This window comes from Novosphingobium meiothermophilum (genome assembly GCF_003171715.1).
In the GTDB taxonomy this organism is placed as follows: domain Bacteria; phylum Pseudomonadota; class Alphaproteobacteria; order Sphingomonadales; family Sphingomonadaceae; genus Novosphingobium; species Novosphingobium meiothermophilum.
Map to the genome: position 1 here is coordinate 340,154 of NZ_QGHL01000008.1, position 25,568 is coordinate 365,721.

Consider the following 25,568-nt stretch of genomic DNA (forward strand, 5'->3'; position numbering starts at 1 on the left):
CCTCTCCCTCCCACCCGCCTGCCTGAACGGAAGCCCCGGTCCGAAAGGATCGGGGCTTTTCGCTTGCCAGAAGGAAGGGAAGAAAGGCTGCGCCCGCGCGGCCGGTTCAGGCCCCGTGGTAATCCTTGTACCAGCGCACGAAGCTGGGCACGCCCACGTCGATGCTGGTCGTCGGCCGATACCCCAGATCGCCCGAAATCGCGTCGATATCGGCAAACGACTGGCGCACGTCGCCCGGTTGCATGGGCAGCATTTCCATCTGCGCCTTGCGGCCCAGTTCATCCTCAAGAATGCCGATCACCCTCATCAGGTGTTCGGACTTGTGGTTGCCGATATTGTAGAGCCGGTGCGGCTTTTCGCTGCCGCCGGCCTTTACCGTGCCGTCGTCTGGCGGGGGATTGTCGAGACAGGCGATCACGCCCGAAACGATGTCGTCGATATAGGTGAAATCGCGATACATGTCGCCGTGGTTGAACACCTTGATCGGCTCTCCGGCCAGAATTGCCTTGGTGAACAGCCACATCATCATGTCGGGCCGCCCCCACGGGCCATAGACGGTGAAGAACCTGAGGCCCGTCAGCGGCAGGCGATAGAGATGCGCGTAAGTCTCGCTCATCAGCTCATCCGCCTTCTTGGTGGCGGCATAGAGCGAAAGCGGATGATCGACCCGGTCTTCCACCGAAAACGGCAGCTTGGTGTTCCCGCCATAGACCGACGAGGACGAGGCATAGACCATATGCTCGGCCCCGCGATGGCGCGCCACTTCCAGCAGGTTCAGGTGGCCGACGAGGTTCGACTGCACATAGGCATGGGGGTTCTCGATCGAATAGCGCACGCCAGCCTGTGCTCCCAGATGCACGATCCGTTCAAACGCCTTGCCTTGCAGCGCGGCCGTGAGTGCCGGATAATCGGCAAAATCGGTGCGGCAGAAGGTGAAGCGCGCGCCGCCCTCTTCCACCAGCCGGGCAAGGCGCGCTTCCTTGAGCGCCGGGTCGTAGTAATCATTGACCACGTCGATGCCGATCACCTCGTCGCCGCGCGCCAGCAGACGTGTGATGAGCGAGTAGCCGATGAATCCGGCCGCACCGGTGACGAGGACGCGCATGGTAATTCCTGAGTGCTAGGGGCGTGATGCCTGAGGCCCGGTTAGGCGCTGGCGATCAAAGTTTCCAGTCAGCCTTTTCACCAAGCACGCCCTTGAGATCGGCGAGCGTGCCGCCCGGCGCCACGAGGGCTGCGATACGCTCTGCACCGGCCTCAAGGTAATGGCGGTGCGGAACGGCAAGGAACACCAGATCGAAGGTTTGGGCGAAGGCATGGCTCGCCAGTTCCAGCCCGTATTCGTGGAGCGCTTCGGCAGGATCGGCATGGGGATCGTGCACCGTCACATCATGGCCCAGGGCTTTGAGTTCAACGATCACGTCGGCGACCTTGGAATTGCGCAGATCGGGCACGTTTTCCTTGAAGGTCAGACCCAGCACCAGAACTGACCCGGCCTTGCCGCCGCGCTTGGCATGAAGCTGGCGCGCAACCCATTGCGCCATGCCGTCGTTCACGCCGCGTCCGGCCAGAATCACCTGCGGATCGTGACCCAGCGCCTCGGCGCGGGCCGAAAGGTAATAGGGATCAACCCCGATGCAGTGCCCGCCGACCAGGCCGGGCGTGAAGGGCAGGAAGTTCCATTTCGTGCCCGCTGCCGCCAGCACGTCCCAGACCGAAAGGTCCATCTTCGAGAAGATCTGCGTGATCTCGTTCATGAAGGCGATGTTGATGTCGCGCTGGGCGTTTTCGATCACCTTGGCCGCTTCTGCCGCCTTGATCGAGGCCGCGCGGAACACCCCGCCGCTGGTGATTGCGCCATAAAGATCGGCCACGCGGTCAAGCACCGCAGGCGTCTGGCCGGAGACGACCTTGGTGATCCGCTCGATGGTATGTTCGCGATCGCCCGGATTGATGCGTTCCGGGCTGTAGCCGAGGAAGAAATCGGTGCCGCATTTCAGGCCCGAAATCTCCTCCAGCAGCGGTCCGCAGATTTCCTCGGTAACGCCGGGATAGACCGTGCTTTCATAGACGACCACGGGGCTGCGCCCTTCGGCCACCGCATCGGGCAGCATTCGCCCCACGGTGCGCGAGGCCGCTTCCACCAGCCTGAGGTCCGGGCGGTTCGCCGCATCGATGGGCGTGGGCACGGTCACGATGTAGAAGTCGCTTGGCGGGCAGACGGCGGCATCGCTGGTGAGACCGAGGCTCGACTGGGCAAGCCTTTCGGCGTCGATTTCGCGCGTGCGGTCGTGCCCGTCGGCCAGCTCGGCGATACGCTGCGCATCGATGTCGAACCCGGTCACGTAGAACCGCTTTGCGAGCGCGACCGCCAGCGGCAGACCGACATAGCCAAGGCCCAGCACGGTCACGCGGGTGGTGGTCGGAACCAGCGGATCAGAACCGTGCAGGGCGGCAGGAGCAAGCGGCGGGAACTGGACGGTCACGGGGCAACGGGCCTTTCATGGTTGACGCAGCTTCGCGTCCGAACCCGACCTTGCTTAATTCGCGGCTCTTATTTCACGGTTAACACTCCGCGATTATTGAACGCGCCATGACGACAAAGACCATCCTTGCGGTGTTCGGCACCCGGCCCGAAGCGATCAAGATGTTCCCCGTGGTTCATGCCCTTCAGGACGATCCGCGGTGCCGCGTTGTCACCTGCGTCTCGGCGCAGCACCGCGCGATGCTTGATCAGGTGCTGGAAATAGCCGGAATCGTGCCCGACTTCGATCTGGACCTGATGAAGCCCGACCAGACGCTTGATGGGTTGACCGCCGCCCTGCTTACCGAGTTGGGCAAGGTGATGGATGAAGTGCGCCCCGATTGGGTGGTGGTGCAGGGCGATACCGCCACCGCCATGGCGGGCGCGCTGGCGGCCTATTACCGCAAGCTGCCGGTGGCGCATGTCGAGGCAGGGCTGCGCAGCCACAACATCTATCACCCCTGGCCCGAAGAGGTGAACCGCAAGATCATCGGGACGATTGCAAGGCTCCATTTTGCACCGACCGACGTTTCCGCTGCCGCCCTCGTGGCCGAGAATGCCGATCCCGCAACCGTCCACGTCACGGGCAACACCGTGATCGATGCGCTGCACTGGGTCACGGCGCGGATTGCCGCGGAACCCGCGCTCGCATCGGGCCTTGCCGAAATCGAGGCGCGCTTTTCCGGCAAACGGATCATCGGCGTGACCAGCCACCGCCGCGAGAACTTTGGCGGAGGGCTTGAGAACATCGCCGAAGCCGTGCGCAGGATCGCGGCGCGCGATGATGTGGCCGTGGTCTTTCCCGTCCACCCCAATCCCAACGTGCGCAAGGTAATGGATGCGGCACTATCCGGCCTTGCCAATGTGGCCATGATCGAACCGCTCGACTATCCGCACTTCGCGCGCCTGCTCTCCATTGCCGAAATCATGCTCACCGATTCGGGCGGGGTGCAAGAAGAGGCGCCCGCATTGGGCAAGCCGGTGCTGGTCATGCGCGAGACGACCGAACGGCCCGAAGGCGTGAGCGCGGGCACTGCAAGGCTGGTCGGCACCGATGTCGACCGCATCGTTTCCGAAATCTTCACCCTGCTCGACGATAAGGCTGCCTATTCGGCCATGGCGCGCGCGCACAACCCGTTCGGGGATGGGCAATCATCGCGCCGTATCGTGGAGTTGCTGGCGAATGATGGGTGATGTGAAGCCGGACGTCTGTGTTGTCGGTCTTGGCTATATCGGACTTCCGACCGCCGCCATCATTGCACGTGCGGGCTGCAAGGTGCTTGGCCTCGATGTTTCGCAGGACGTGGTCGATACGATCAACCGCGGTGAAATCCACATCGAGGAAGTCGATCTCGATGGTCTGGTGCATGGCGTCGTCCAGCGCGGACTGCTTCGTGCTTCAACCCAGATCGAACCGGCCGATGTCTTCGTGATCGCGGTGCCCACCCCGTTCGAGAAGGACGGGCACCACACGCCCGACATTTCCTATGTGCTGGCTGCGGCAACGCAGGTCGCCGCCGTGCTCAAGGCGGGCGATACCGTGATCCTTGAATCCACCTCGCCGGTGGGAACGACCGAACAGATGCGCGATCTGATGGCGGGTCTGCGCCCCGACCTGAAGTTTCCCGGCACCATGCGCGAAACGCCTGATGTGGCGATCGCCTATTGCCCCGAACGCGTTCTGCCGGGGCGCATCCTTGAGGAGCTGACCAACAACGATCGCTCCATCGGCGGCATCACGCCGCGCTGCGCCCGCAAGGCGCTGGCCTTCTACAAGCGCTTCGTGCGCGGCACCTGCGTGACGACCGATGCCCGTAGCGCGGAAATGACCAAGCTGGTCGAGAACGCCTATCGCGATGTGAACATCGCCTTTGCCAACGAACTGTCGATCGTTGCGGACCGCATGGGCCTTGACGTGTGGGAAGTGATCCGGCTGGCCAATCGCCACCCGCGCGTGAATATCCTGCAACCCGGCCCCGGCGTTGGCGGGCACTGCATCGCGGTGGACCCGTGGTTCATCGTGGCAGGCGCGCCGGATGAAACCCCGCTGATCCGCACGGCCCGCAATGTCAACGATGGCAAGATGCACCACGTGGTGAAGAAGGCCGCGGAACTGGTTGCGGCGCACCCGCATGAAAAGGTTGCCTGCCTGGGCCTCGCCTTCAAGGCCAATATCGACGATTTCCGCGAAAGCCCGGCGCGCTATGTCGCCGCCAGCCTCGCTCGCCAGTTCGGCAGCCGCATCCATGTGGTCGAGCCTTACGCGGCACAGCTCCCGCGCGAGTTCGAGGGCACGGGCGCGGTGCGGATCGATCTCGATTCCGCGCTTGAGGATTGCGGCGTGCTGATCGTTCTGGTCGATCACGATGTGTTCAAGGTGGTGCCGCTGGCCGAACGTCAGGGCAAGGTGGTTTACGACACGCGCGGCATCTGGTCCGATCAGCCTGCCATGCCGAACGTGATCGAAGGGCTGCGTCTGGCGGGCTGATCTATCCGCGCCGGAAGGGCGTGCGCCGATCAAGGATCATCTGGTCCTGCGCCACGCCGGCACGCTCGCGCTCCAGAAAATCGGCCACCGCATGCCGAAAGCCCGGATCGACGATGTAGTGCGCCGAAAGCGTCTGCACCGGTTCATAGCCGCGCGCCAGCTTGTGTCCGCCCTGTGCGCCTGCCTCCACGCGCGCAAGACCCAGCGCGATGGCGGCATCGATTGCCTGATAATAGCACAGTTCGAAATGCAGGAAGGGCTTGTCCACCAGCGCGCCCCAATAGCGGCCATAAAGCGCATCCCGGCCGATGAAGTTGAGCGCGCCCGCCACGGGCTGCCCGTCGATGAATGCCATGACCAGCAGCACCTTGTCGGCCATGCGTTCTCCGATGAGGTCGAAGGCGGCGCGGGTGAGATAGGGGCGGCCCCACTTGCGCATTCCGGTATCCTGATAGAACAGCCAGAAGGCATCCCAGTGTTCGGGGCGGATGGCATCGCCGGTCAGCTGGCGGATTTCCACCCCTTCGGCCGCGCGGGCGCGCTCCTTGCGAAGGTTCTTGCGCTTGTCCGAACTGAGCCGGGCAAGGAAATCGGCAAAGCTGGCGTAGCCCCGGTTCTCCCAGTGGAACTGGATATCGGCGCGCACCAGCCACCCGGCAGCCTCGAACAGGGGTATCTGTGCCGGATCGATGAATGTTGCATGGGCCGATGACAGGCCGTTGCTCTCGCAAAGCTGCTCTGCCGCGCGCAGCAGCGGCGCGGCCAGATCGGGCCTTTCTCCCAGCAGCAGGCGCGGGCCGGTGGCAGGGGTGAAGGGGACGGCGATCTGGAGCTTGGGGTAATAGCTGCCGCCCGCGCGGTGCCATGCATCCGCCCAGGAATGGTCGAAAACATATTCCCCCTGGCTATGGCTCTTGAGATAGGCGGGCAGGGCCGCGGCCGGTCTGCCATCCGCGCCCTCGATGACGATGGGCAGCGGCGACCAGCCCGAACGTGCGCCGACAGAGCCGGAATCTTCGAGCAATTTAAGGAACGCGTGAGATACGAACGGGTTGTCATCGCGCGCCAGCCGGTCCCAGTCGTCGGCGGCGATTTCCGACACGGCCTTGTGAATGCGCGCGGTGTGAGTCACGCCGCCGTCATGCCTCCACGCCCGCACCCTCGGCAATAGGTCCATCGGCACAGTCTGCCGCCCTTGCCCGGTGTTCGGCAGAGCGCACGGTCCATGTCAGCACGGGCAGGCCGCGCCTGCGCTGGGCTGCGGCAAACCTGCTTGGCAGGTCGCGAACGTCCCATGCAAGGAACTGCGGGCGGGCCTTCCAGAAGACGATGCGCTGGCGGATGCGTGCAGGCAGGGTGCGATCGCCGTTCTCGGTGACGACAAGCCCACGGACCACGCGCGGCGAATGGCGCGCAAACCAGCGGCTGACGCGCGGATCAAAACTCATCACCGCCACGGGGCCGCGATAGCCTTCCAGCGCGCGGCGCACCGCAAGGCACAAGGGGGCAGGGCGCACATCGCGCCGTGATTTCAGTTCGATCAGAACCGGCACACGCCCCGCCACCTGTTCCAGAAAGGCGCAAAGGGTGGGAATGCAGTCGCCGCTGCCATGCAGGGCAATGCGCGCCAGATCGGCCGCGCGGCGTTCGATCACCGGGCCGTGCTCGTCGGTCAGTCGGTCAAGCTCCCAGTCGTGGAAGACCACGGCCTGCCCGTCGGCGGTGCGCTGCACGTCGCATTCGATGCCAAGCCCCCGTTCGATGGCAAGGGCGAAGGCCGATGGCGCGTTTTCCGGGACGGTGCGCCCCTGAAACGCGCCGTGCAGGCCCCTGTGGGCATAAGTCACCCCGCGCAGCCAGCCCACCCGCGCCGGTGGCGGCGCGGGCACCAGCAACCGGTCAAGCAGGGCGAACGGCAAGAACGGCATCAACTTCAACCGCTGCGCCCAGAGGCAGCACGGGCACCCCCACCGCGCTGCGGGCGTGCTTTCCGGCATCGCCAAATGCGGCAACCATCAGTTCGGATGCGCCATTTGCCACTTTGGGCTGATCGGTAAAGCTTGCCGCAGAATTGATGAATACGCCCAGCTTCACCACGCGTTCCACCCGGTCAAATCCGCCAAGCGCGGCCTTGACCTGCGCCAGAATCATCAGTGCGCAGGCCTGCGCGGCAGCGGTGCCCCGTTCAAGGCTGACATCCTCGCCCAGACGGCCTGTGGCCAGATTGCCATCGATGAAGGGCAATTGCCCCGAAACGTGCAGCAGCCCGCCTGCCTCCACTGTCGGCACATAGGCTGCCACGGGCGCTGCGGCCTGCGGCAGTTCAAGGCCAAGGGCGGCCAGTCTGGCTTCAACGCTGTCGGTCACGCATCTTCTCCATGAAGCTGTTCGATAATCCACGGCAGGGCTGCTTCCCACTGGTCGATCCGGGCATGGGCATGGCCTGCCTGATGCGCGCAATCGATGTGCGGGGCCAGCAGCGGTTCGCCGCACAGGTGCAGGCGCAGCACTTCCGGCGTCAGTTGCGAAACCGAATCGTGGTGCTGCGGCAGATCATCGATGAACAGCGCGCGGTTGGGGCGGTATTCATCGAGGATAGCCTTCAGTGCCGGTCCTTTCGGTCCCTGATTGGTAAAGACGCGCGCCTTGATGCCCACATCGGCAAGCTGGCGCGCGCGCGTTTCGCGGCGGTGATCGTTGAGGTTGGTTAGGATTACGACGTCGGCATTCTCGCCCAATGTGTTGATGCCTGCCACGGCCCCTGCGATTGCCTGCTGGCGGTGCATCTCGGTATCGAAGAAGCGGTTCAGAAGGTTCCAGATTTCCTCCGGCGGCACCAGATCGCCGCTGTCGATGTAGCGCAGGGCCTTGGAAAAGTCGGCGCTGTCCATCCTGAACGAGACGCCTTCCTTTTCCCCCAGCCAGTCGCGGAACGGGGCGACCATGTGCAGCAGCACCTCGTCGCAGTCGCTGACGATCAAGGGGCGGGTCATGACAGTTCCTTCCGGGCGGCGATGATGGTTTCGGGCGACATGTCGAGCGCGAAGGCCGCGTTGACAAGATCTGCCTCATGATTGGCGAGAAAATCGATGACCGCACCCAGCACGGCCGGATCCCCAAGGCCGAGGCGCAAGCTGTCCGGGGTCAGCCCGGTAAGGCCAAGGAATCGCGCGGCGCGTTCGGTGTCCGCAAGGATCCAGCCGAGCGCCCGAAGCGCGATGGCGCCGGCATCGGAACGAGCGTCGGGGGCAGGTTGTCGATCCCGGATGATTGTCAGGGCCTTTCGCGGGCAATAAGGGTCGGTGCAAGTGCAGCTTGGAAACGGCTTTTCAGTGACAAAAAGAATCCTTGTTGTCGAGGACAACGACCTCAACCGCAAACTGTTCTGCGATCTGCTGCGGGCCAAGGGATTTGCCGTGGAGCCCGTCGCCGATGGCCGGGAAGCCATTGAGAAAACGCGCATCTTCATGCCCCATCTGGTCGTGATGGATATCCAGTTGCCCAATGTTTCGGGAATGGACCTGATCGGCGCGATCAAGGCCGATGCCGAGCTCAAGGCCATTCCCGTGCTGGCGGTCACGGCCTATGCCGGAAAGGGCGACGAGGAAGCGATCCGCGAGGCGGGGGCGGAAGGCTATCTGGCCAAGCCGGTCTCGATCGGTCCGTTCATGGCTGCCGTCACCGCGCTGATTCAGGAATAGCGCAGCACATATTCCGCCACGAAGGTGATGGCAGTCAGGCACAGGCCAAACATGAAGCTGCGATAGGCATAGGACAGGAAGCGGTATTTCTTGCGCTGGAGAACCTGCCCGTTCTGGTAGATGTCGTGCAGCATGGCGCGGAAGATGGCTTCGTCGGTGCGCAGGTCGGCAAGCACGGCTTCGGTCCATTCCTCCTCGTCCATGTGGGTGAAGAAGCCGAAGAACAGCTTGTTCGATTTGCCGTCGTTCAGCTTTGCAGCCCCAGGTTTGCTGACCGATGGCAGGACTGTGAACACCGCGCACATGGCCGAAACGAAGGCAAAGACCGCAAGCACGCCAAGCGACCACGGCAGGGTGCCGCTGCGGGCCTGACCTACCGCGATGGTGAACACCACGAAAGTGGCGCCCATGAGGATCGACGCCTTGGAGTCCGCCATCTGGCTGAGCGACAGGTTGATCTGCTGGACCGTGCGGACGAGGTGGATGGCCTGGTTCGAGTAGCTTTCGCCGGAAGGCGGCACAGGCGCGGCATCGGCCTGCTGCGGTCCGTCCGTTTCACGCCGGTCCTGATCGTCTGCCACGCTTCCCCCGCTTGCCAATTGCGGTGCCAGCCGCGCAAAAGGGGATGGCACAGGGGCGGCGCGCTTGACAAGCGGCGTCAAAGGCCGCTTTTCCGCCGCAATCGTCTGGCAGGGGCACGGCCACTGCAAACTGGAGAACAAGACCGATGGATCGCGCCGCAACCGCCGAGAAAATCGCCGAACTGATCGCTCCCTTCAACAAGAAGGGCATCACGATCACCGAGGCGAGCACTTTTGCCGGCGATCTCGAATGGGACAGCCTGACGGTGATGGACTTCGTGGCCGCGATAGAGGACGAGTTCGACATCATCATCAGCATGAACCAGCAGGCCGAGATCGAGACTTACGGCCAGCTGATCGACGCGGTGACAAGGCTTCAGGGCTGACGGGCGGCAGGGACAGGACCATGGCGGATCTTTTCAGCAAGTTCGACCCGCTGATCGAACAGCGCCGCGCGCTGCTGGCGGGCGGGGTGGAAGACCCATTCAATCTGGTGATGGAGCGCGTCATCAGCCCCACCGTGGCGGTTTGCAACGGGCGCGAGACGATTTTGCTCGGCACCTACAACTACATGGGCATGACCTTCGATCCCGACGTGATCGCGGCGGGCAAGCAGGCGCTTGACGATTACGGTTCGGGCACGACCGGAAGCCGCGTGCTTAACGGCACCTATGCCGGGCACCGGGCCTGCGAGGAAGCGCTCAAGGAGTTCTATGGAATGGACCACGCGATGGTCTTTTCCACGGGCTATCAGGCCAACCTCGGCATCATCAGCACGATGGCGGGCAAGGGCGATTACATCGTGCTCGACATCGACAGCCACGCCTCGATCTGGGATGGCTGCAAGATGGGCGATGCCGAAGTCGTGCCTTTCAAGCACAACGACATCGAGGCAATGGAAAAGCGGCTCAAGCGCATTCCCGAAGGCGCGGGCAAGCTGGTAGTGCTGGAAGGCGTCTATTCGATGCTGGGCGATATCGCTCCGCTCAAGGAGATGATCCGCATCGCCAAGGACAATGGCGCTATGGTGCTGGTGGACGAGGCGCATTCCATGGGCTTCATCGGTCCGAACGGGCGCGGCGTGGCCGAGGATCAGGGTGTGCTCGATCAGGTCGATTTCGTGATCGGCACCTTTTCCAAATCGGTTGGCACGGTGGGCGGTTTCTGCGTTTCCAACCACCCCAAGTTCGAAATCCTGCGGCTGGTATGCCGCCCCTATGTGTTCACGGCCTCGCTTCCGCCGAGCGTGGTGCATACCGCCGCGACCTCGATCCGCAAGCTGATGCACGCCGGGAACAAGCGCGCCCACCTGTGGGAGAACTCGCGCACGCTGCACAAGGGTCTGCGCGATCGCGGCTTCCAGCTCGGCACGCAGGAACCGCAAAGCGCGATCATCGCCGTCATCATGCCCGATCTTGAACGCGGCGCGATGATGTGGGAGGCCCTGCTCAAGGAAGGGCTTTACGTGAACCTTGCGCGCCCGCCCGCAACGCCGGCGGGGATGACCCTGCTGCGCTGCTCGCTTTGCGCCGAGCATTCCGCCGATCAGGTCGAAACGATTCTGGGCATGTTCGAGCGCGCCGGAAAGGCCGTGGGGATCATCTGATGCTGCGGCGGGCGTTGCTTATCGCGCTGGCGCTGGCGGCAGAACCGGCTCTGGCCCAGAACCGCGCTGGCGGGGCGACTGCTGCGGTTTCGCCGCCAGGCGAAGGCATGATCGACAAGCCCTGCCCACCCGATCAGCGGGGCTGGACCTTCGCCCATCCCTATGTCCGCCAGTATGACTGGGCGTGGCTGTGCCGCTATGCCGAGGCGGACAAGCAGGTGGCGCAGGCGCCGCGCGTGGTCTTCATCGGCGATTCGATCACCGAGAACTGGGTGGCTCTTGCCCCGTCGCTGTTCGTCAGCGGTGCGGTAGGGCGCGGGATCAGCGGCCAGACCAGCCCGCAGGCGCTGGTGCGCTTCTATCAGGATGTCGTGCGTCTGCGCCCCAAGGTGGTGCACATCATGATCGGCACCAATGACATTGCCGGCAACACTGGCCCGAACAGCCCGGAAATGTTTGCCAACCACGTGGCGGCCATGGTCGATCTGGCGCGGGCCAATGGCATTGCCGTGGTGCTGGGCAGCATTCTTCCGGCGGCAAAGTTTCCGTGGAGGCCGCAGCTTTCGCCCGCGCGGCAGGTTGCATCGCTCAATGCCTGGCTAAGGGATTTCGCCAAGGCGCGCGGCGCGGTCTATGCCGATTACCATTCCGCACTGGTCAATGCCGAAGGCGGCATGAACCCGGATCTTGCACCCGATGGCATCCATCCCAATGCGCGGGGCTATGCCGTGATGGAGCCGATCGCGAAGGCAGCGATTGCCGAGGCTGAGAAGCTGGTGGCTGACAGGCAGACCGCAGCCCGGCGCCGATAACGCAACGGCAGCCTAGCGGAAGTCCGCCAGCGAAAAGCCCTGCGCAAAGGCGATGGACAGGCTTTGCGCATCAAGCCGTTGCAGCATCGGCAGACGGCCAAGCCGCCTGACGCCCCCCATCGCGCAGATCGTGGTCTCGCTGTCTTCAACCGCATCGCCCACGAAGGCCATGCCATGGATGGGCACGCCGCGGGCGCGCAACGCCTCGATCGTGAGCAGGGAATGGTTGATCGTGCCAAGAGCGGTGCGCGCCACGATGATGACCGGCAGCCCCCAGCGCGCGAAGACATCGGCATAAGTCACCTGCCGCGTGACCGGGACCAGCGCGCCGCCAGCCCCTTCGACGACGAGCGGCCGCTGTGCAGGCAGGGCAAGGCGCGCGAGATCGATCTCCACCCCGTCAATCTCCGCGGCGCGATGGGGGGAGCAAGGGGTGCCCAGCCGATAGGCTTCGGGCAGGATATGGTCTTCGGGCACATCGGCGAGACGGGCCACATGGTCGCGGTCTGCCCCATCATCAAGCCCTGCCTGCACCGGCTTCCAGTAATGCGCCCGCATTGCGCCGGTCAACGCGGCCGAGAAGATCGTCTTGCCGACACCGGTATCGGTGCCGGTCACGATGAAGGCGGTCATCCCAGAGCATTCTCCAGCGCGGCGCGCAAGGCATCGACATCATCGCGCGCGGTGTTGAGGGTGAGCGAAATGCGCAGGCGGCTGGTGCCCTGCGGCACGGTGGGCGGGCGAATGCCGCGCACGTCGAACCCGGCCGCATGCAGCCCGCTGGCCACGGCCATGGTGCGCGCGTCCTCGTGCAGGATCAGCGGCAGGATCTGCGATCCGGTGGCCACAACCCCCAGTGGCGAAAGCGTCGCTTCGGCATGGCGGACCAGTGCATGGAGCCGCTCGCGCCGGTCCGGCTCGTCGGCCAGCATTCGCAGCGCTTCACGAACGGCAGCGGCGATGAGCGGCGACGGCGCGGTCGAGAAGATGAACGGGCGTCCCCGGTTGACCAGAAAATCGCGCACGATGCGCGGGGCCAGCACGAGCGCGCCCTCGCAGCCCAGCGCCTTGCCGCACGTGCGCAGCACGATCGTGTCGGGCCGCCCGTCAAAATCGGCCGCAAGGCCCCGCCCATCGGGTCCGAAAACGCCCGTAGCGTGGGCCTCGTCGATAAGCATGATCGCATCATGGCGCTCGGCAATCCTTGCCATGGCGGCCACGTCGGCCATGTCGCCGTCCATCGAATAGAGGGTTTCGAAGGCCAGCCAGATGCGGCCCCGGTTGCCCTTGGCGCGCCATTGGCGGGCGGCGTCATCGAAGCATTGCGGATCGTTGTGCGCAGCCGCCACCGATGCGGCACGGCTCAGCCGCAGGCCCTCGTGCATCGAGGCGTGGACGAGTTCGTCATGAATGATGAGATCGCCGCGCTGGGGGAGGGTGGAAAGCAGTGCCACGTTGGCGGCATAGCCTGCCGAAAAGAACAGCGCGGATTCTGCGCCGAAGAAGCGCGCGGCTTCCTCTTCCAGCCGCTCATGCTCAGGATCGTTGCCGCGCAGCAGGCGCGATCCGCCCGAACCGAGCGGCACCCCGCGCGCGATGGCATCCTGCAATGCCGCGGCAAGGCGCGGGCTGGAGGACATGGCGAGGTAATCGTTCGAGGAGAAATCCGCGCCGCGCCGGGGGGCAAGGCTGCGCAGCCGCGCCTTTTCCCCCAGCGATGCGAGGTCGGCGGTATGGGCCGACCACAGGCTGCCGGTGCGGGTGATGCTTCCCGCCATCAGGCCGCGCAGCCACCCGAACAGCCGCCGACGGCCTTGCGCGCCCTCATCGGCTCTTCGCCTTCCATCGGCTTCAGACCGAGGCGGGCGAACATGGCCGCGTCGGCATCGTCTCCGGCATTGGCGGCGGTCAGCAGCTTGTCGCCGGTGAAGATCGAGTTTGCCCCCGCCATGAAGCAAAGCGCCTGCGTGGCCTCCGACATCGATTCGCGCCCGGCCGAAAGGCGCACCATCGACAGGGGCATGGTGATGCGCGCCACGGCCACCGTGCGAACAAACTCGATATCGTCGATCTTCGCCAGCGGCGTATCGGCCAGCATGTTGCCCAGAACCGTGCCCTTGATCGGCACGAGCGCGTTAACGGGCACGCTTTCGGGGTGCTGTTCCAGCGTGGCCAGCGCATGGATGAAGCCGACACGATCGGCGCGGGTCTCGCCCATGCCGACAATCCCGCCCGAACAGACGTTGATCCCGGCATTGCGCACGTTCTCCAGCGTTTGCAGCCGGTCGGCAAAGGTGCGCGTGGTGATGACTTCGCCATAGCGTTCGGGCGATGTGTCGATATTGTGGTTGTAGTAATCAAGCCCGGCTTCGGCGAGCTGGGCAGCCTGACCGGGGGTGAGCATCCCCAGCGTCATGCAGGTTTCGAGGCCCATTTCGCGCACGCCCTTTATCATGGCGATGATCGCGGGCATGTCGCGGTCCTTTGGATTGCGCCATGCCGCACCCATGCAGAAGCGCTTCGATCCGGCGTCCCGTGCCTGCGCGGCACTTTGCAGCACCTTCTGCACTTCCATGAGCTTGGTGGCCTCGACTCCGCTGTCGGCCTTGACCGATTGCGAGCAGTAACCGCAGTCTTCCGGGCAGCCGCCGGTCTTGATCGAAAGCAGGGTGCAAAGCTGCACTTCGCCCGCGCGGTGGTGGGCGCGGTGAACCTCGGCGGCGCGGAACACCAGTTCGGTGAACGGCAGATCGAACAGGGCGGCGATTTCCTCGCGCGTCCAGTCGGTGCGCGGACCCGAATGGCCCGTGGCATCGCCCGCGACGGGGGCGGGGTTGGCGGTTCGCTCGACGACTGCGATTTCGGGCACGTTTGCGTCCTTCCAGTGAATGGGCTTGCGCCGCCCCTTAGAGCGATTCCATTCCCGAAGGAAACCTCCGGTTTTGCGGAACTGCCCTGCGGTGCGGGCGACGAAGTGCCGCGGCGCAGCGGATGGCTGCGCCGCGGCAGGCGCTTTACACCGGAATGGAGGAAGGCGCGCGGCAGAAAACCTTGGGGCTGCACGGGGTGCAACTTTGTGCGGTTACCGCCTTGCCGATCGGTGCAGCGGCCCGCGCCGCGCGTGTCACGCCAGTCTGACGGTCGGCGCGGACCAACTGTCAGGACGGGCCAAGGCCGAAGGCTGCGCGCTCCAGATCTATGTAAACCTTGCAGATCTTCGCCATGGTGATGATGTACATCGCCGATGGCGGCAGGTTCATGTAATCGTTGTTCTTGTACATGAAGGTGATGTTCTCGGCCAGGGTATCGGCCCCGGTCTTGAGTTCGAGCAGGCACTTGGTGCGTCCGCGCTTGACCATGGCCTCGGCGAGCGTGTCGTCGGCATAGATGAAGTTCTGGCTGTCATTCATGCCTTGCGCATAAGCGGCGCGCGCTTCGGGCTTCATCGAGAGCCACTGCTTGCGATCGTTGACGTAGCCAGCTGCCATCGCCGCCGAGGAAGCCGCCATTGCAAGGGCGATGGTGCCAGCCTTCAAGGTGCCGCTGATCCACGGGAAGCGGAGGGATGCGCGGCGGTGCGGCGCGCTGCGGCGCAGCGATGGGCGGTGACGGCGCGATGCGGTGCTCATATGCGGTTCCTGACAATGGCCGGGCACAAAGGCCCGGAATGGAAATACTGCCTGTTCATTCTAAGCCTGATGCGATCGGCCCGAAGCGGTCAAAGCCTCCGCTTTGGCCGAAGTTGCAGGCCGTGGCGGCCGAGGCGTGCCTGCCGAGGCAGAGAATGCTGCAGGTCGGCACGGTTTTGAAGGCAGTGCCCTCTTCAATAAAACTCCGGAACCGATCAATCACCATCCATTACCGATGGTCCTTCAATTGACTTGCGAACTCACTCTGCCACCTTATCGAATGTTATAGGGAATGAGGGGTTCCATTTTCGATGGATATTCATCCAATGCAGATCATTGAACGATTATGATCTGTGATTTTCGTCATTAAACTGATCATCGATAATCATAGGATGAATTGCGTTGATGCAGGGAATTGATCCCTGATCTTCATAAAAATCAATCCATTTTTCGGGAAGCATGCCGATACTTTCTTCGTGATTTCACGAAACCCTTTTTTGTGCGCAAAATCCAGGAGGATTACATGGCGAATATGAGGTCGAAACTGTTGCGGAGCACCACGCTGCCCATCGCGGTCGTGCTGGCTGCGCCGGCAATGGCGCAAACGGTCACGATCGGTGGTGACGATGTGCTCGTGGATGATGGGGTTGGAGGCTACACCGCAAACAACGGCGGCACGCTGAATACGAACGGCGGTTCGATCAACACCAACGGTGGCGGTGTCTCCACCAACGGCGGTGCAGTGAACACGGGTGGCGGGTCGCTGACCGTCGGCGGAACCACCAACCTGAACGGCACAACCAACCTGAACGGCACAACCAACACCAACGGCATTACCAACACCGGAAACATCACCACCACCACGCTGACTGGCAACGTTACCGGCAATCTTACGGGTAATGTCACCGGCAACGTGACCGGCAATCTCACGGGCAATGTCACCGGCGATGTGACCGGCAACCTGACAGGCAATGTCACGGGTGACGTGACGGGGAACCTGACGGGTGATGTGACGGGCAACGTGACCGGGGACGTGACCGGCAATCTCACGGGCAATGTCACCGGCGATGTGACCGGCAACCTGACGGGCAATGTCACGGGCGACGTGACGGGGAACCTGACGGGTGATGTGACGGGCAACGTGACCGGGGACGTGACCGGCAACCTGACGGGCAATGTCACCGGCGATGTGACCGGCAACCTGACGGGCAATGTCACGGGCGACGTGACGGGGAACCTGACGGGTGATGTGACGGGTAACCTGACGGGCAACGTGACCGGCGGCAGCGTGACGGCCAGCACGCTTGACGTTTCCGGCGCGACCACGACCGCAGGCATCACCAACACCGGCAACATCCAGACGGGATCGGTCTCAGGCACGGGCGGCACGCTTACGCTTGATTCCGACAATGCCCCTGGCGGCAGCTATGTGGCGATCACGGATACCGACATCACGCTGCATGGCGGCACGGCATCGACCACTGTCCTCATCAACGACAGCGGCGTGACGATCACCGACACGAACAACGGCACGACCTTTGTGCTGGATGACAGCGGCAACGGCACCTTCACCGGCACGGTGACTGCGGCCGGCATCGTGTCGAGCGGCGATCTCGACATGGGTGGCAATGACATCAACAATGTCGGCACGATCAACGCAGCCACCGGCAACATCGCCACGGTGAACTCGACCACAGTGAACTCCACCACGGTGAACAACAGCGGCGCGGTGAACACCGCAACGCTGGCAACCACGGGCAATGCTTCGGTCGGCGGTGCGCTGGCGGTGACGGGTGCCACCACCACCAACGGCATTACCAATACCGGTTCCATCACCACGGATTCGCTGACCTCGACCACGTCGAGCACCGGTGCAACCACGACCACCACGCTGACCTCGTCGGGTCTCGCCTCGCTCAATGGCGGCGTCGAAACCAATGGCGCGAACATCTCCACCAGCGGTGGCAATATCGCCACGGCAGCCGGTTCGATCTCGACCACAACGGGTTCGATCAGCACGCAGCAGGGCAACATCAGCTCGCAATCCGGTGATATCACCACCTTCTCCGGCAATGTCGGCACCACCACGGGCACCGTCTATGGCGCAAGCGGCAACTTCGGCACGGTGAACGCCGGATCCGGCAACATCACCACGGTCAACTCCACCACGGTGAACGCGCAGAACGTGAATGCTTCGGGCGCGATTTCCGGCAACACGATCGTGGCCGGGGCCGGTGGCCTTACCTCGAACGGGGCGACGACGCTGAACGGCACCGCAACGCTGAACGGCGCGACCACGGTCAACAACACCCTGAACGTGACCGGTGCGACAACCACGGCGGGTATCAGCAACACCGGCAACATCAGCAACACGGGCAACCTGACCAATGGCGGCAACGCCTCCATCGGCGGAAACCTGGCGGTGACGGGCGCCACGACCACCAACGGTATCACCAATACCGGCGCGATCAGCACCACGACGCTGACTTCGGGCACGTCGAACACGGGTGCCACCACCACCACCACGCTGACCGCCAATGGTGCTGCCACGCTGAACGGTGCAACCACGGTCAACAACACCCTCAACGTGACGGGTGCAACGACCACGGCAGGCATCACCAACACCGGCAACATCAACAATTCGGGTGCAGTCAACACCGCAACGCTGGCAACCACGGGCAATGCATCGGTCGGCGGTGCGTTGGCGGTGACGGGAGCCACCACGACCAACGGCATCACCAATACCGGCAACCTCAGCAACTCCGGCACGTTCACCAATGGCGGCAATGCCTCCATCGGTGGCTCGCTGGCGGTGACGGGTGCGACGACCACCAACGGTATCACCAATACCGGCGCGCTGACCACCGGCACGCTTTCGACATCGGGCAACGCTTCGGTAGGCGGAAGCTTCACCGTTGCGGGTGATATCTCGACCAGCTCCGGCACGATCACGGGCGCCACGCTCGTCTCGACCGGCGCGACCAGCGTCGGCACCAACCTCACTGTTGGCGGAACGGCTTCGGTTGCGGGCAATGCCTCGGTTGGCGGCAACTTCACCGTCACGGGCAACTATGTCAGCACGGCGGGTAACATCACCACCGGTTCGGGCCAGATTGCCGCAGGCGCGGTGACGATCAATGCCGGCAATGGCGGCAAGATCGCGGGGCTTTCCAACGCCACGCTTTCGGCCACCTCGACCGAGGCTGTCACCGGGCAGCAGCTCTTTGCCACCAACAGTGCGCTGACCACGCTTCAGGGCCGCGTCAGCACGCTGGAAACCACCTTCGGCCAGCTTGTGGTAAACAACCGCAAGGCCTTCCAGGGTGTGGCCATGGGCTTCGCTTCGACGGCAGCCCCGCTGAACCTTGCCAACGGCGAATCGGGTCTTGCGGGCGGCGTCGGCACGTTCGAGGGCGAATGGGCTGCCGCAATCCGCGCACAGGCCGTCACTTCCAGCGGGTTCGGCATCGGCGCGAATGTCGGCTTCTCGAAGGATGCCTTCGGTGCGGGCGTGGGTGCCAGCATCAAGTTCTGATCCTTCCGCAAGCGAAGCAGGAAACTGGAGCGGGCCCGGCAACGGGTCCGCTCTTTTCTTTGTCCCGGACATTTTCCCGCTTCGGGCATGGCGCGCGCAGCGCCCGTTGCGGCCCGATTGGTGCCACAGCGGATACGCTGTGTTGCGCCGGGCATGTTTGCGCGTCTGGCTGCCGGGCTGTTAGGTGTGTCTTCTGTGCTGCCGGGAGTGAAACACCCTATTGTATGTGTTGCATACAATAGGGTGCAGGGGTAATCTGATGCCATGGAGAGGTTGAAGGAAATCATCGCGGCCCATGCCGGGCAGGAAGGGCCGCTGTTGCCGATCCTGCATGACGTTCAGGCCGAATATGGGCATGTGAGCGAGGAGGCGGTTCGCATGATTGCCGCGGCGCTGAACCTCAGCCGCGCCGAAGTGCACGGTGTCGTCAGCTTCTACCATGATTTCCGCGACGAGCCTGATGGTCGCGCGGTGCTGAAGCTGTGCCGGGCGGAAGCCTGCCAGGCGCGCGGGGTTGAAGCACTGGCGCAAGGCATTGCCGAACACCCCCGTGTGAAAGTGGAGACGGTCTATTGCCTTGGCCTGTGCTCGGTCGGGCCGAATGCGCTTGCCGGAGCCAAGGTTCACGCGCGGCTTGATGCGGCTAAGCTGGCGGCGCTGGTTGATGCACTGGCGGCTGAGGTGGCGGCATGACGCTCGTGCGGATCAGCGAAGATGCGCTGGCTCTGGCCTGCGGGGCAGACGAGGTTGCGGCGGCATTTGCCGCAGCGGGATGCACGGTTGAGCGCGTGTCATCGTGGGGAATGCACTGGCTGGAGCCACTGGCCGAGATCGGCGGAGAGGGTTTCGGCCCGCTGGAGCCGGAAGACGTGGCGGCGGTGCTGGGCGGAACTTCGTCCAAGGCCGTCGGGCGGATCGAGGATCACCCCTTCATCGCCCGCCAGCAGCGCTTCATCTTTGCCCGTGCCGGGAAAACGCGCCCCCTCAGCCTTGAGGATTATGCCGCGCATGGCGGCTGGCAGGGACTGGCCAGGGCGCGCGAGATCGGGCCGGAAGCAACGATCGATGAGGTCGTGCAGTCGGGCCTGCGTGGGCGCGGCGGTGCGGGCTTCCCGGCCGGGATCAAGTGGACCACGGTCGCGCGAGCAGCCGCAAGCCGCAAATACATTGTCTGCAATGCCGATGAGGGCGACAGCGCCACCTTTGCCGACCGCATGGTGATGGAAGGCGATCCCTTCCTCCTTATCGAGGGCATGGCGATTGCCGCTCATGCGGTGGGGGCGCAGAAGGGCTTTGTCTATATCCGCAGCGAATACCCCCATGCCATCACGAAGATGGCGGCGGCGGTGCGGGCCAGCGCCCATCTGGTGGCTCCGTTCGAACTTGAAGTGCGCGTGGGCGCGGGGGCCTATGTCTGCGGCGAGGAGACCTCGCTGCTCAACAGCCTTGAAGGCAGGCGCGGCGAAGTGCGGGCCAAGCCGCCGCTGCCCGCGCTCGAAGGGTTGTTCGGCAGGCCGACCGTCGTCAACAACGTGCTGACCCTTGCCTCGGTGCCGTGGATTCTGGCCCATGGCGGCGATGCCTATGCCAATGTCGGTTTTGGCCGCTCGAAGGGCACCATGCCGATCCAGCTTGCGGGCAATGTGAAGCATGGCGGGCTGTTCGAAGTGGGCTTCGGGATCACGCTGGGCGAACTGGTGAACGATGTCGGCGGGGGCACGGCATCGGGCCGTCCGGTGCGGGCGGTGCAGGTGGGCGGGCCGCTGGGCGCCTATCACACGCCGGCCGATTTCCACCTGCCGTTCGACTACGAAGCGTTTGCCGCAGCGGACGGGCTGATCGGCCATGCCGGGATCACCGTGTTCGACGATACTGCCGACATGAGCGCGCAGGCCCGCTTTGCCATGGCGTTCTGCGCGGCGGAAAGCTGCGGCAAGTGCACCCCCTGCCGCATCGGCTCCACGCGCGGGGTGGAGCTGATCGACCGCATCCGCGCCCGTTCTGGCCGCGCGCCGGACCGGGTCGAAGTGCTGCCGCAGATGCACAATGCCCGCAAGACGGAGCGTTCGCTGGCCGAAGAGATCGCCTTGCTGGAAGACCTGTGCGAGACGATGAAGTTCGGCTCGCTCTGCGCGCTGGGCGGCTTCACGCCCTATCCGGTGCTTTCTGCCTTGCGCAACTTCCCGCAGGATTTCGGCGCGGATGGCGCACGGGAAGCGGCGGAGTGATGCACAGGCCCCTTCTGGGCGCGGTTCTTGCCGGTGGCCGTTCCACCCGTTTCGGCAGCGACAAGGCCTTTGCGCGGCTGGGCGGACGCACCCTTCTGGAACGGGCGGTCGAAGGGCTTGGGATCATGTGTGATGCCGTGGTCGTCGCCGGGCGCGAAGATGCGCCCGTGCCAACGCTGCCGGACTGGCCCCGGCCCGGCATGGGGCCACTGGGCGGGATCGCGGCGGCGCTGCGCCATGCGCAGGAGGCAGGCTATGGCGAAGTGCTGACCTGTCCGGTCGATAGCGTGGGGCTGGCGGCGGACCTTCCCGCCCAGTTGCGTCCTGCCCCGGCCTATTGCGAAAGCCAGCCTGTGATCGGACTGTGGCCCGTTTCGGCTCTTGCCGAACTGGAAGCCCTGCTGCGAAGCGACGCGTGCCATTCGCTGCGCGCCTTTGCCGGGCGGATCGGGGCGCGGGCGGTGCCGCTTTCGCAAGAACCTGCTAATATCAACACACCGGCAGACCTTGAGTCTGCGGAGAGGCGATCCCATGGGTTATGAGCATCATGACTATCGCAGGCAGCCAGATTTCGGCACCCCTGAGGTGCGCAGCGAAAGGCATGTAACCTGCTTCATCGACGGGCGCGAAGTGACGGTGCCCGAAGGCACGACCGTCATGCGTGCAGCCGCGCTTTCCGGCGGATCGATCCCGAAGCTGTGCGCAACCGACAGCCTGAAGCAGTTCGGTTCATGCCGCCTTTGCCTTGTCGAGATCGACGGGATGCGCGGCACGCCCGCAAGTTGCACCACGCCCGTTGCCGAAGGGATGAAGGTTCACACCCAGACGCCCCGGCTGCAGAAGCTGCGCCGGGGGGTGATGGAGCTTTACATCTCCGATCATCCGCTCGATTGCCTTACATGCAGCGCAAACAACGATTGCGAGTTGCAGGATCAGGCCGCCGCCGTGGGCCTGCGCGATGTGCGCTATGGCTATGCGGGCGAGAACCATCTGGGCGCGGCGCCCGACCTGTCGAACCCCTACTTCGATTTCGATCCGTCCAAGTGCATCGTCTGCTCGCGCTGCGTGCGCGCCTGCGATGAAGTGCAGGGCACGCTGGCGCTGACCATCGAGGGGCGCGGGTTCGAATCAAAGGTTTCGGCTGGCCTTGCTTCGGACAGCTTCCTTTCTTCCGAATGTGTTTCGTGCGGGGCCTGCGTGCAGGCATGCCCCACGGCAACCTTGCAGGAAAAGGCGGTCAAGGAGATCGGCAAGCCCGAACGCACGGTGGTGACGACCTGCGCCTATTGCGGCGTTGGCTGCACTTTCCGCGCCGAGATGCGCGGGGAGCAGGTGGTGCGCATGGTGCCGTGGAAGGACGGCAAGGCCAATCGCGGGCATTCCTGCGTGAAAGGCCGCTTCGCATGGGGCTATGCCCAGCATCAGGACCGCATCCTCTCGCCCATGATCCGCGAGTCGATCGACCAGCCCTGGCGCGAAGTCTCGTGGGAAGAGGCGCTGTCCTATGCTGCGGGGCAGATCGGCCGCATCCGCGAGACCTATGGCCGCAATGCGCTGGGCGGGATCACCTCCAGCCGCTGCACCAACGAGGAGACGTTCCTCGTCCAGAAGCTGGTCCGGGCGGGCTTCGGCACGAACAATGTCGATACCTGTGCGCGGGTCTGCCATTCGCCCACCGGCTACGGGCTGAAGACCACGTTCGGCACTTCGGCCGGAACGCAGGACTTCGACAGCGTCGAGGACAGCGACGTCATCCTCGTGATCGGCGCGAACCCGACCGACGGGCACCCGGTCTTTGCCAGCCGGATGAAGCGCCGTCTCCGGCCCAATGGTTCCAAAGCGGGGGCAAAGCTCATCGTGATCGATCCGCGCCGCACAGACCTCGTGCGCTCGCCGCATATCGAGGCGGACTTTCACCTGCCGCTGCGCCCCGGCACCAATGTTGCCGTCCTCACCGCTATGGCGCACGTCATCGTGACCGAAGGGCTGGCCAACGAGGCGTTCATCCGCGAACGCTGCGACTGGGATGAATACCGGCACTGGGCAGAGTTCGTTTCGGCCGAGCGCAACAGTCCTGAGTTCCTCGCGCCCGTGACCGGGGTCGATCCGGAAGCAATTCGCGGCGCGGCCCGGCTCTATGCTACCGGCGGCAACGCCGCGATCTATTACGGCCTTGGCGTGACCGAGCACAGTCAGGGCTCGTCCACGGTCATGGCCATTGCCAACCTTGCCATGGCCACCGGCAACATCGGGCGGCGAGGGGTGGGGGTGAACCCATTGCGCGGGCAGAACAACGTGCAGGGCGCCTGCGACATGGGATCTTTCCCGCACGAGCTTTCGGGATACCGGCACGTGTCGGATGCCGCCACGCGCGCCCTGTTCGAGGCAGAATGGGGTGTCGCCATCGATCCCGAACCGGGCCTGCGCATTCCCAACATGCTGGATGCGGCGACCGATGGGCAGTTCAAGGCGATCTACATCCAGGGCGAGGACATACTCCAGTCCGATCCCGATACGAAGCACGTGGCGGCCGGTCTTGCTGCGATGGAATGCGTGATCGTCCACGACCTGTTCCTGAACGAGACCGCCAATTACGCGCACGTGTTCCTGCCCGGCTCCACCTTCCTTGAAAAGAACGGCACCTTCACCAATGCCGAGCGCCGCATCCAGCCGGTGCGCAAGGTGATGGAACCGCTGAACGGTTACGAGGACTGGCAGGTCACGCAGGAACTGGCCCGCGCCATCGGGCTGGACTGGAACTATACCCATCCGTCCCAGATCATGGACGAGATCGCGCGGCTGACCCCGACCTTTGCGGGGGTGAACTACCGGCGGCTCGACGAGGAAGGCTCGCTCCAGTGGCCGGTCAATGCGGCGGCGCCCGATGGATCGCCAATCATGCACGTCGATGGCTTCGTGCGCGGCAAGGGCAAGTTCGTCGTCACGGACTATGTGCCGACCGACGAGCGCACCGGGCCGCGCTTCCCCCTGCTGCTGACAACGGGGCGCATCCTGTCGCAATACAATGTGGGCGCACAGACCCGGCGCACCGCCAATACCGTGTGGCATGCCGAGGACCTGCTGGAAATCCACCCGACCGATGCCGAGAACCGCGGCGTCAAGAGCGGCGACTGGGTGAAGCTGGCCAGCCGTTCGGGCGAGACCACCCTGCGCGCGCTGGTGACAGACCGCGTGGCACCCGGCGTGGTCTATACTACCTTCCACCATCCCGCCACGCAGGCCAATGTCGTCACCACCGACTATTCCGACTGGGCCACGAACTGCCCCGAATACAAGGTTACGGCAGTGCAGGTCACGCCCAGCAATGGTCCCAGCGAATGGCAGGAGGACTATCAGGCCCTTTCCGCGCGCTCGCGCCGCATTGCCGGATCAGCAATGGAGCCTGCCGAATGAGCGGGCATACCGCGGCCAAGCTGGCCATGATGGCCAACCAGATTGCGCGCAATCTGGCGCTTGAGCCGGAACCTGCCAGGGCCATGGCCGATCATGTTATCGCTTTCTGGACCTCGCGCATGATCGATACCCTGCTGACCGATGACGATGCCGCGTCATCGTTGCTGCCATTGGCCGCCGATGCCATGGCCCGCGTGAAGGCGGCGCGGGCGGCCCATGGCGCTTGAGGGTGAGCACGTTGAGGGTGCGCTGGTCGAAGGTGCGCGCTCGCACACCTTTGCCGAACACTTCGCCGATGGCCGTCCGAATGCGCAGATCGAACGGCTCCTGATCGAGGAAGCCCCGGTTGCCATCGAGATCAACGGCATCGGCTATGCGGTGATGATGGCAACGCCTGCCGACCTTGATGACTATGCGCTGGGCTTCTGCCTGTCCGAACGGCTGATCGCTTCGCCCGATGCACTGGTTTCGGTTCACGCTGCGCCGGTGGATGCGGGCGGGTGGATGCTGCGCGTGCAGCTTGCGCAGGATGACGCCGGGCCGCTGCTGGAGCGCGCCCGGCTGCGCCTTGCCGAAGGAAGCTGCGGGTTGTGCGGGATCGAAAGTCTTGAACAGGTCATGCGCCCCTTGCCGAAGATTTCGGCCGGCATAGCGGTGGAGCAGGCTGCCATCTTCCGCGCCACACGGGCGCTGGGCGATCATCAGGTGCTGGGCCGGGCCACGCGCGCAGCCCATGCGGCCGCGCTGTGCACACCCGATGGTGCGATCCACCTCCTGCGCGAGGACGTGGGGCGGCATAACGCCTTCGACAAGCTGATCGGCGGTGCGGCGCGCGAAGGGCTGGACATGGCGCAGCATTTCGTGGTGCTGACCGCCCGGTGCAGCTTCGAACTGGTGCAGAAGGCCATCATTGCAGGCGTGCCCCTGCTGGCTACGGTTTCTGCTGCATCGACGCTGGCGGTGGAACAGGCCGCAGCGCACGGACTGCGGCTTGTCAGCCTTGCGCGTCACGACAGCTTCCTCGAAGGCTGAGCAGCATTACGCTCTACA

27 protein-coding genes are annotated in these 25,568 nt (G+C 64.3%); 14 read left to right on the top strand and 13 right to left on the bottom strand.

The features are described 5' to 3' along the window. Positions 1-106 precede the first annotated feature (106 nt). Positions 107-1,105 (bottom strand): NAD-dependent epimerase/dehydratase family protein, encoded by a 999-nt coding sequence (locus tag DKM43_RS10170; RefSeq protein WP_109798365.1) that lies wholly within the window; start codon positions 1,103-1,105, stop codon positions 107-109. A gap of 55 nt (positions 1,106-1,160) precedes the next feature. Further along, positions 1,161-2,432, bottom strand: coding sequence for a nucleotide sugar dehydrogenase (locus tag DKM43_RS10175; protein WP_236632516.1), 1,272 nt, complete (start codon positions 2,430-2,432; stop codon positions 1,161-1,163). Positions 2,433-2,593: 161 nt separating this feature from the next. Between DKM43_RS10175 and wecB the strand changes: the two genes are divergently transcribed. Continuing rightward, positions 2,594-3,718: a non-hydrolyzing UDP-N-acetylglucosamine 2-epimerase gene (gene wecB / locus DKM43_RS10180; RefSeq protein WP_109798367.1), complete on the top strand. Its 1,125-nt coding sequence runs from the start codon at positions 2,594-2,596 to the stop codon at positions 3,716-3,718. Continuing rightward, positions 3,708-5,012 (top strand): UDP-N-acetyl-D-mannosamine dehydrogenase, encoded by a 1,305-nt coding sequence (wecC, locus tag DKM43_RS10185; RefSeq protein ID WP_109798368.1) that lies wholly within the window; start codon positions 3,708-3,710, stop codon positions 5,010-5,012. The genes wecB and wecC overlap by 11 nt, the downstream gene beginning before the upstream one ends. Position 5,013: 1 nt before the next feature. Here wecC and DKM43_RS10190 read toward each other — a convergent pair whose 3' ends face one another. The 5 genes from DKM43_RS10190 to DKM43_RS16785 are packed head-to-tail and all read right to left on the bottom strand — an operon-like array spanning position 5,014 to position 8,460. Continuing rightward, positions 5,014-6,144, bottom strand: coding sequence for a GNAT family N-acetyltransferase (locus tag DKM43_RS10190; protein ID WP_109798369.1), 1,131 nt, complete (start codon positions 6,142-6,144; stop codon positions 5,014-5,016). Positions 6,145-6,151: 7 nt separating this feature from the next. Beyond that, positions 6,152-6,940, bottom strand: coding sequence for a glycerophosphodiester phosphodiesterase family protein (locus DKM43_RS10195; RefSeq protein ID WP_201739833.1), 789 nt, complete (start codon positions 6,938-6,940; stop codon positions 6,152-6,154). After that, positions 6,912-7,379 carry a RidA family protein gene (locus tag DKM43_RS10200; RefSeq protein WP_109798370.1) on the bottom strand — a complete coding sequence of 156 codons (468 nt, stop codon included), beginning with the start codon at positions 7,377-7,379 and terminating at the stop codon, positions 6,912-6,914. Before DKM43_RS10200 ends, DKM43_RS10195 begins: the two co-directional genes overlap by 29 nt. After that, entirely contained in the window at positions 7,376-8,005 is a 630-nt protein-coding gene (locus tag DKM43_RS10205; protein WP_109798371.1) for a hypothetical protein, read from the bottom strand. Before DKM43_RS10205 ends, DKM43_RS10200 begins: the two co-directional genes overlap by 4 nt. Then, a complete protein-coding gene (locus tag DKM43_RS16785) occupies positions 8,002-8,460 on the bottom strand; it encodes a DUF3572 domain-containing protein (RefSeq protein WP_330857631.1) in 459 nt (152 codons plus the stop codon). The genes DKM43_RS10205 and DKM43_RS16785 overlap by 4 nt, the downstream gene beginning before the upstream one ends. Here DKM43_RS16785 and DKM43_RS10215 point away from each other — a divergent pair. Continuing rightward, positions 8,345-8,713: a response regulator gene (locus DKM43_RS10215; protein WP_109798489.1), complete on the top strand. Its 369-nt coding sequence runs from the start codon at positions 8,345-8,347 to the stop codon at positions 8,711-8,713. The genes DKM43_RS16785 and DKM43_RS10215 overlap by 116 nt on opposite strands. Here the strand turns inward: DKM43_RS10215 and DKM43_RS10220 are convergent. Beyond that, positions 8,704-9,294, bottom strand: a complete 591-nt coding sequence (locus DKM43_RS10220; protein ID WP_330857632.1) for a Pycsar system effector family protein — start codon at positions 9,292-9,294, stop codon at positions 8,704-8,706. The two genes, DKM43_RS10215 and DKM43_RS10220, sit on opposite strands and share 10 nt — an antisense overlap. Positions 9,295-9,440: 146 nt before the next feature. On the opposite strand from DKM43_RS10220, the gene DKM43_RS10225 reads away from it, so the two are divergent. From DKM43_RS10225 to DKM43_RS10235, 3 genes are read left to right on the top strand one after another with little or no spacing between them, the layout of a single operon-like run. Then, the gene (locus tag DKM43_RS10225) at positions 9,441-9,680 is read left to right on the top strand and encodes an acyl carrier protein (RefSeq protein ID WP_109798372.1); all 240 of its coding nucleotides are present in this window, start codon (positions 9,441-9,443) and stop codon (positions 9,678-9,680) included. Between the two features lie 20 nt (positions 9,681-9,700). Then, positions 9,701-10,900, top strand: a complete 1,200-nt coding sequence (spt, locus tag DKM43_RS10230) for a serine palmitoyltransferase (RefSeq protein ID WP_109798373.1) — start codon at positions 9,701-9,703, stop codon at positions 10,898-10,900. Beyond that, positions 10,900-11,712, top strand: coding sequence for an SGNH/GDSL hydrolase family protein (locus DKM43_RS10235; protein ID WP_109798374.1), 813 nt, complete (start codon positions 10,900-10,902; stop codon positions 11,710-11,712). Before spt ends, DKM43_RS10235 begins: the two co-directional genes overlap by 1 nt. 12 nt (positions 11,713-11,724) lie before the next feature. Here the strand turns inward: DKM43_RS10235 and bioD are convergent, their stop codons facing one another. From bioD to bioB, 3 genes are read right to left on the bottom strand one after another with little or no spacing between them, the layout of a single operon-like run. Next, positions 11,725-12,345 (bottom strand): dethiobiotin synthase, encoded by a 621-nt coding sequence (bioD, locus tag DKM43_RS10240; protein WP_109798375.1) that lies wholly within the window; start codon positions 12,343-12,345, stop codon positions 11,725-11,727. Next, a complete protein-coding gene (locus DKM43_RS10245; RefSeq protein WP_109798376.1) occupies positions 12,342-13,490 on the bottom strand; it encodes an 8-amino-7-oxononanoate synthase in 1,149 nt (382 codons plus the stop codon). The genes bioD and DKM43_RS10245 overlap by 4 nt, the downstream gene beginning before the upstream one ends. Further along, positions 13,490-14,581: a biotin synthase BioB gene (gene bioB, locus DKM43_RS10250; protein WP_109798377.1), complete on the bottom strand. Its 1,092-nt coding sequence runs from the start codon at positions 14,579-14,581 to the stop codon at positions 13,490-13,492. The genes DKM43_RS10245 and bioB overlap by 1 nt, the downstream gene beginning before the upstream one ends. Before the next feature lie 122 nt (positions 14,582-14,703). Here bioB and DKM43_RS16490 point away from each other — a divergent pair, with 122 nt between their 5' ends. Beyond that, positions 14,704-14,850, top strand: coding sequence for a hypothetical protein (locus DKM43_RS16490; protein WP_161554069.1), 147 nt, complete (start codon positions 14,704-14,706; stop codon positions 14,848-14,850). 20 nt (positions 14,851-14,870) lie between these two features. On the opposite strand, the gene DKM43_RS10255 is transcribed toward DKM43_RS16490, so the two are convergent. Both DKM43_RS10255 and DKM43_RS16495 read right to left on the bottom strand, forming a co-directional pair. Beyond that, positions 14,871-15,341, bottom strand: coding sequence for a hypothetical protein (locus tag DKM43_RS10255; RefSeq protein WP_109798378.1), 471 nt, complete (start codon positions 15,339-15,341; stop codon positions 14,871-14,873). 55 nt (positions 15,342-15,396) lie between these two features. Further along, positions 15,397-15,567: a hypothetical protein gene (locus tag DKM43_RS16495; protein WP_161554070.1), complete on the bottom strand. Its 171-nt coding sequence runs from the start codon at positions 15,565-15,567 to the stop codon at positions 15,397-15,399. Between the two features lie 297 nt (positions 15,568-15,864). Between DKM43_RS16495 and DKM43_RS16500 the strand changes: the two genes are divergently transcribed. From DKM43_RS16500 to fdhD, 7 genes are all read left to right on the top strand, one after another. Next, positions 15,865-18,876 (top strand): beta strand repeat-containing protein, encoded by a 3,012-nt coding sequence (locus DKM43_RS16500; RefSeq protein ID WP_161554071.1) that lies wholly within the window; start codon positions 15,865-15,867, stop codon positions 18,874-18,876. Between the two features lie 264 nt (positions 18,877-19,140). Beyond that, the gene (locus DKM43_RS10270; protein ID WP_109798380.1) at positions 19,141-19,569 is read left to right on the top strand and encodes an NAD(P)H-dependent oxidoreductase subunit E; all 429 of its coding nucleotides are present in this window, start codon (positions 19,141-19,143) and stop codon (positions 19,567-19,569) included. Next, entirely contained in the window at positions 19,566-21,104 is a 1,539-nt protein-coding gene (locus DKM43_RS10275) for an NADH-ubiquinone oxidoreductase-F iron-sulfur binding region domain-containing protein (RefSeq protein ID WP_109798381.1), read from the top strand. Before DKM43_RS10270 ends, DKM43_RS10275 begins: the two co-directional genes overlap by 4 nt. Further along, a complete protein-coding gene (gene mobA, locus DKM43_RS10280; RefSeq protein WP_109798382.1) occupies positions 21,104-21,646 on the top strand; it encodes a molybdenum cofactor guanylyltransferase in 543 nt (180 codons plus the stop codon). The genes DKM43_RS10275 and mobA overlap by 1 nt, the downstream gene beginning before the upstream one ends. Continuing rightward, positions 21,636-24,518 carry a formate dehydrogenase subunit alpha gene (gene fdhF, locus DKM43_RS10285; protein ID WP_109798383.1) on the top strand — a complete coding sequence of 961 codons (2,883 nt, stop codon included), beginning with the start codon at positions 21,636-21,638 and terminating at the stop codon, positions 24,516-24,518. The genes mobA and fdhF overlap by 11 nt, the downstream gene beginning before the upstream one ends. Next, entirely contained in the window at positions 24,515-24,745 is a 231-nt protein-coding gene (locus DKM43_RS10290; RefSeq protein WP_161554072.1) for a formate dehydrogenase subunit delta, read from the top strand. Before fdhF ends, DKM43_RS10290 begins: the two co-directional genes overlap by 4 nt. Next, positions 24,735-25,550: a formate dehydrogenase accessory sulfurtransferase FdhD gene (gene fdhD, locus DKM43_RS10295; protein WP_109798385.1), complete on the top strand. Its 816-nt coding sequence runs from the start codon at positions 24,735-24,737 to the stop codon at positions 25,548-25,550. The genes DKM43_RS10290 and fdhD overlap by 11 nt, the downstream gene beginning before the upstream one ends. Positions 25,551-25,568: the final 18 nt, after the last annotated feature.

Excerpts from the sequence above, each read along its gene's own strand:
- DKM43_RS10170 (WP_109798365.1), bottom strand. The coding sequence starts at position 1,105 with ATGCGCGTCCTCGTCACCGGTGCGGCCGGATTCATCGGCTACTCGCTC.
- wecB (WP_109798367.1), top strand. The coding sequence starts at position 2,594 with ATGACGACAAAGACCATCCTTGCGGTGTTCGGCACCCGGCCCGAAGCG.
- wecC (WP_109798368.1), top strand. The coding sequence starts at position 3,708 with ATGATGGGTGATGTGAAGCCGGACGTCTGTGTTGTCGGTCTTGGCTAT.
- DKM43_RS10195 (WP_201739833.1), bottom strand. The coding sequence starts at position 6,940 with ATGCCGTTCTTGCCGTTCGCCCTGCTTGACCGGTTGCTGGTGCCCGCG.
- DKM43_RS10205 (WP_109798371.1), bottom strand. The coding sequence starts at position 8,005 with ATGACCCGCCCCTTGATCGTCAGCGACTGCGACGAGGTGCTGCTGCAC.
- DKM43_RS16785 (WP_330857631.1), bottom strand. The coding sequence starts at position 8,460 with ATGGCTTCCCGGCCATCGGCGACGGGCTCCACGGCAAATCCCTTGGCC.
- DKM43_RS10225 (WP_109798372.1), top strand. The coding sequence starts at position 9,441 with ATGGATCGCGCCGCAACCGCCGAGAAAATCGCCGAACTGATCGCTCCC.
- spt (WP_109798373.1), top strand. The coding sequence starts at position 9,701 with ATGGCGGATCTTTTCAGCAAGTTCGACCCGCTGATCGAACAGCGCCGC.
- DKM43_RS10235 (WP_109798374.1), top strand. The coding sequence starts at position 10,900 with ATGCTGCGGCGGGCGTTGCTTATCGCGCTGGCGCTGGCGGCAGAACCG.
- bioD (WP_109798375.1), bottom strand. The coding sequence starts at position 12,345 with ATGACCGCCTTCATCGTGACCGGCACCGATACCGGTGTCGGCAAGACG.
- DKM43_RS10245 (WP_109798376.1), bottom strand. The coding sequence starts at position 13,490 with ATGGCGGGAAGCATCACCCGCACCGGCAGCCTGTGGTCGGCCCATACC.
- DKM43_RS16490 (WP_161554069.1), top strand. The coding sequence starts at position 14,704 with ATGGCTGCGCCGCGGCAGGCGCTTTACACCGGAATGGAGGAAGGCGCG.
- DKM43_RS10255 (WP_109798378.1), bottom strand. The coding sequence starts at position 15,341 with ATGAGCACCGCATCGCGCCGTCACCGCCCATCGCTGCGCCGCAGCGCG.
- DKM43_RS16495 (WP_161554070.1), bottom strand. The coding sequence starts at position 15,567 with ATGGTGATTGATCGGTTCCGGAGTTTTATTGAAGAGGGCACTGCCTTC.
- DKM43_RS16500 (WP_161554071.1), top strand. The coding sequence starts at position 15,865 with ATGGCGAATATGAGGTCGAAACTGTTGCGGAGCACCACGCTGCCCATC.
- DKM43_RS10270 (WP_109798380.1), top strand. The coding sequence starts at position 19,141 with ATGGAGAGGTTGAAGGAAATCATCGCGGCCCATGCCGGGCAGGAAGGG.
- DKM43_RS10275 (WP_109798381.1), top strand. The coding sequence starts at position 19,566 with ATGACGCTCGTGCGGATCAGCGAAGATGCGCTGGCTCTGGCCTGCGGG.
- mobA (WP_109798382.1), top strand. The coding sequence starts at position 21,104 with ATGCACAGGCCCCTTCTGGGCGCGGTTCTTGCCGGTGGCCGTTCCACC.
- fdhF (WP_109798383.1), top strand. The coding sequence starts at position 21,636 with ATGGGTTATGAGCATCATGACTATCGCAGGCAGCCAGATTTCGGCACC.
- DKM43_RS10290 (WP_161554072.1), top strand. The coding sequence starts at position 24,515 with ATGAGCGGGCATACCGCGGCCAAGCTGGCCATGATGGCCAACCAGATT.
- fdhD (WP_109798385.1), top strand. The coding sequence starts at position 24,735 with ATGGCGCTTGAGGGTGAGCACGTTGAGGGTGCGCTGGTCGAAGGTGCG.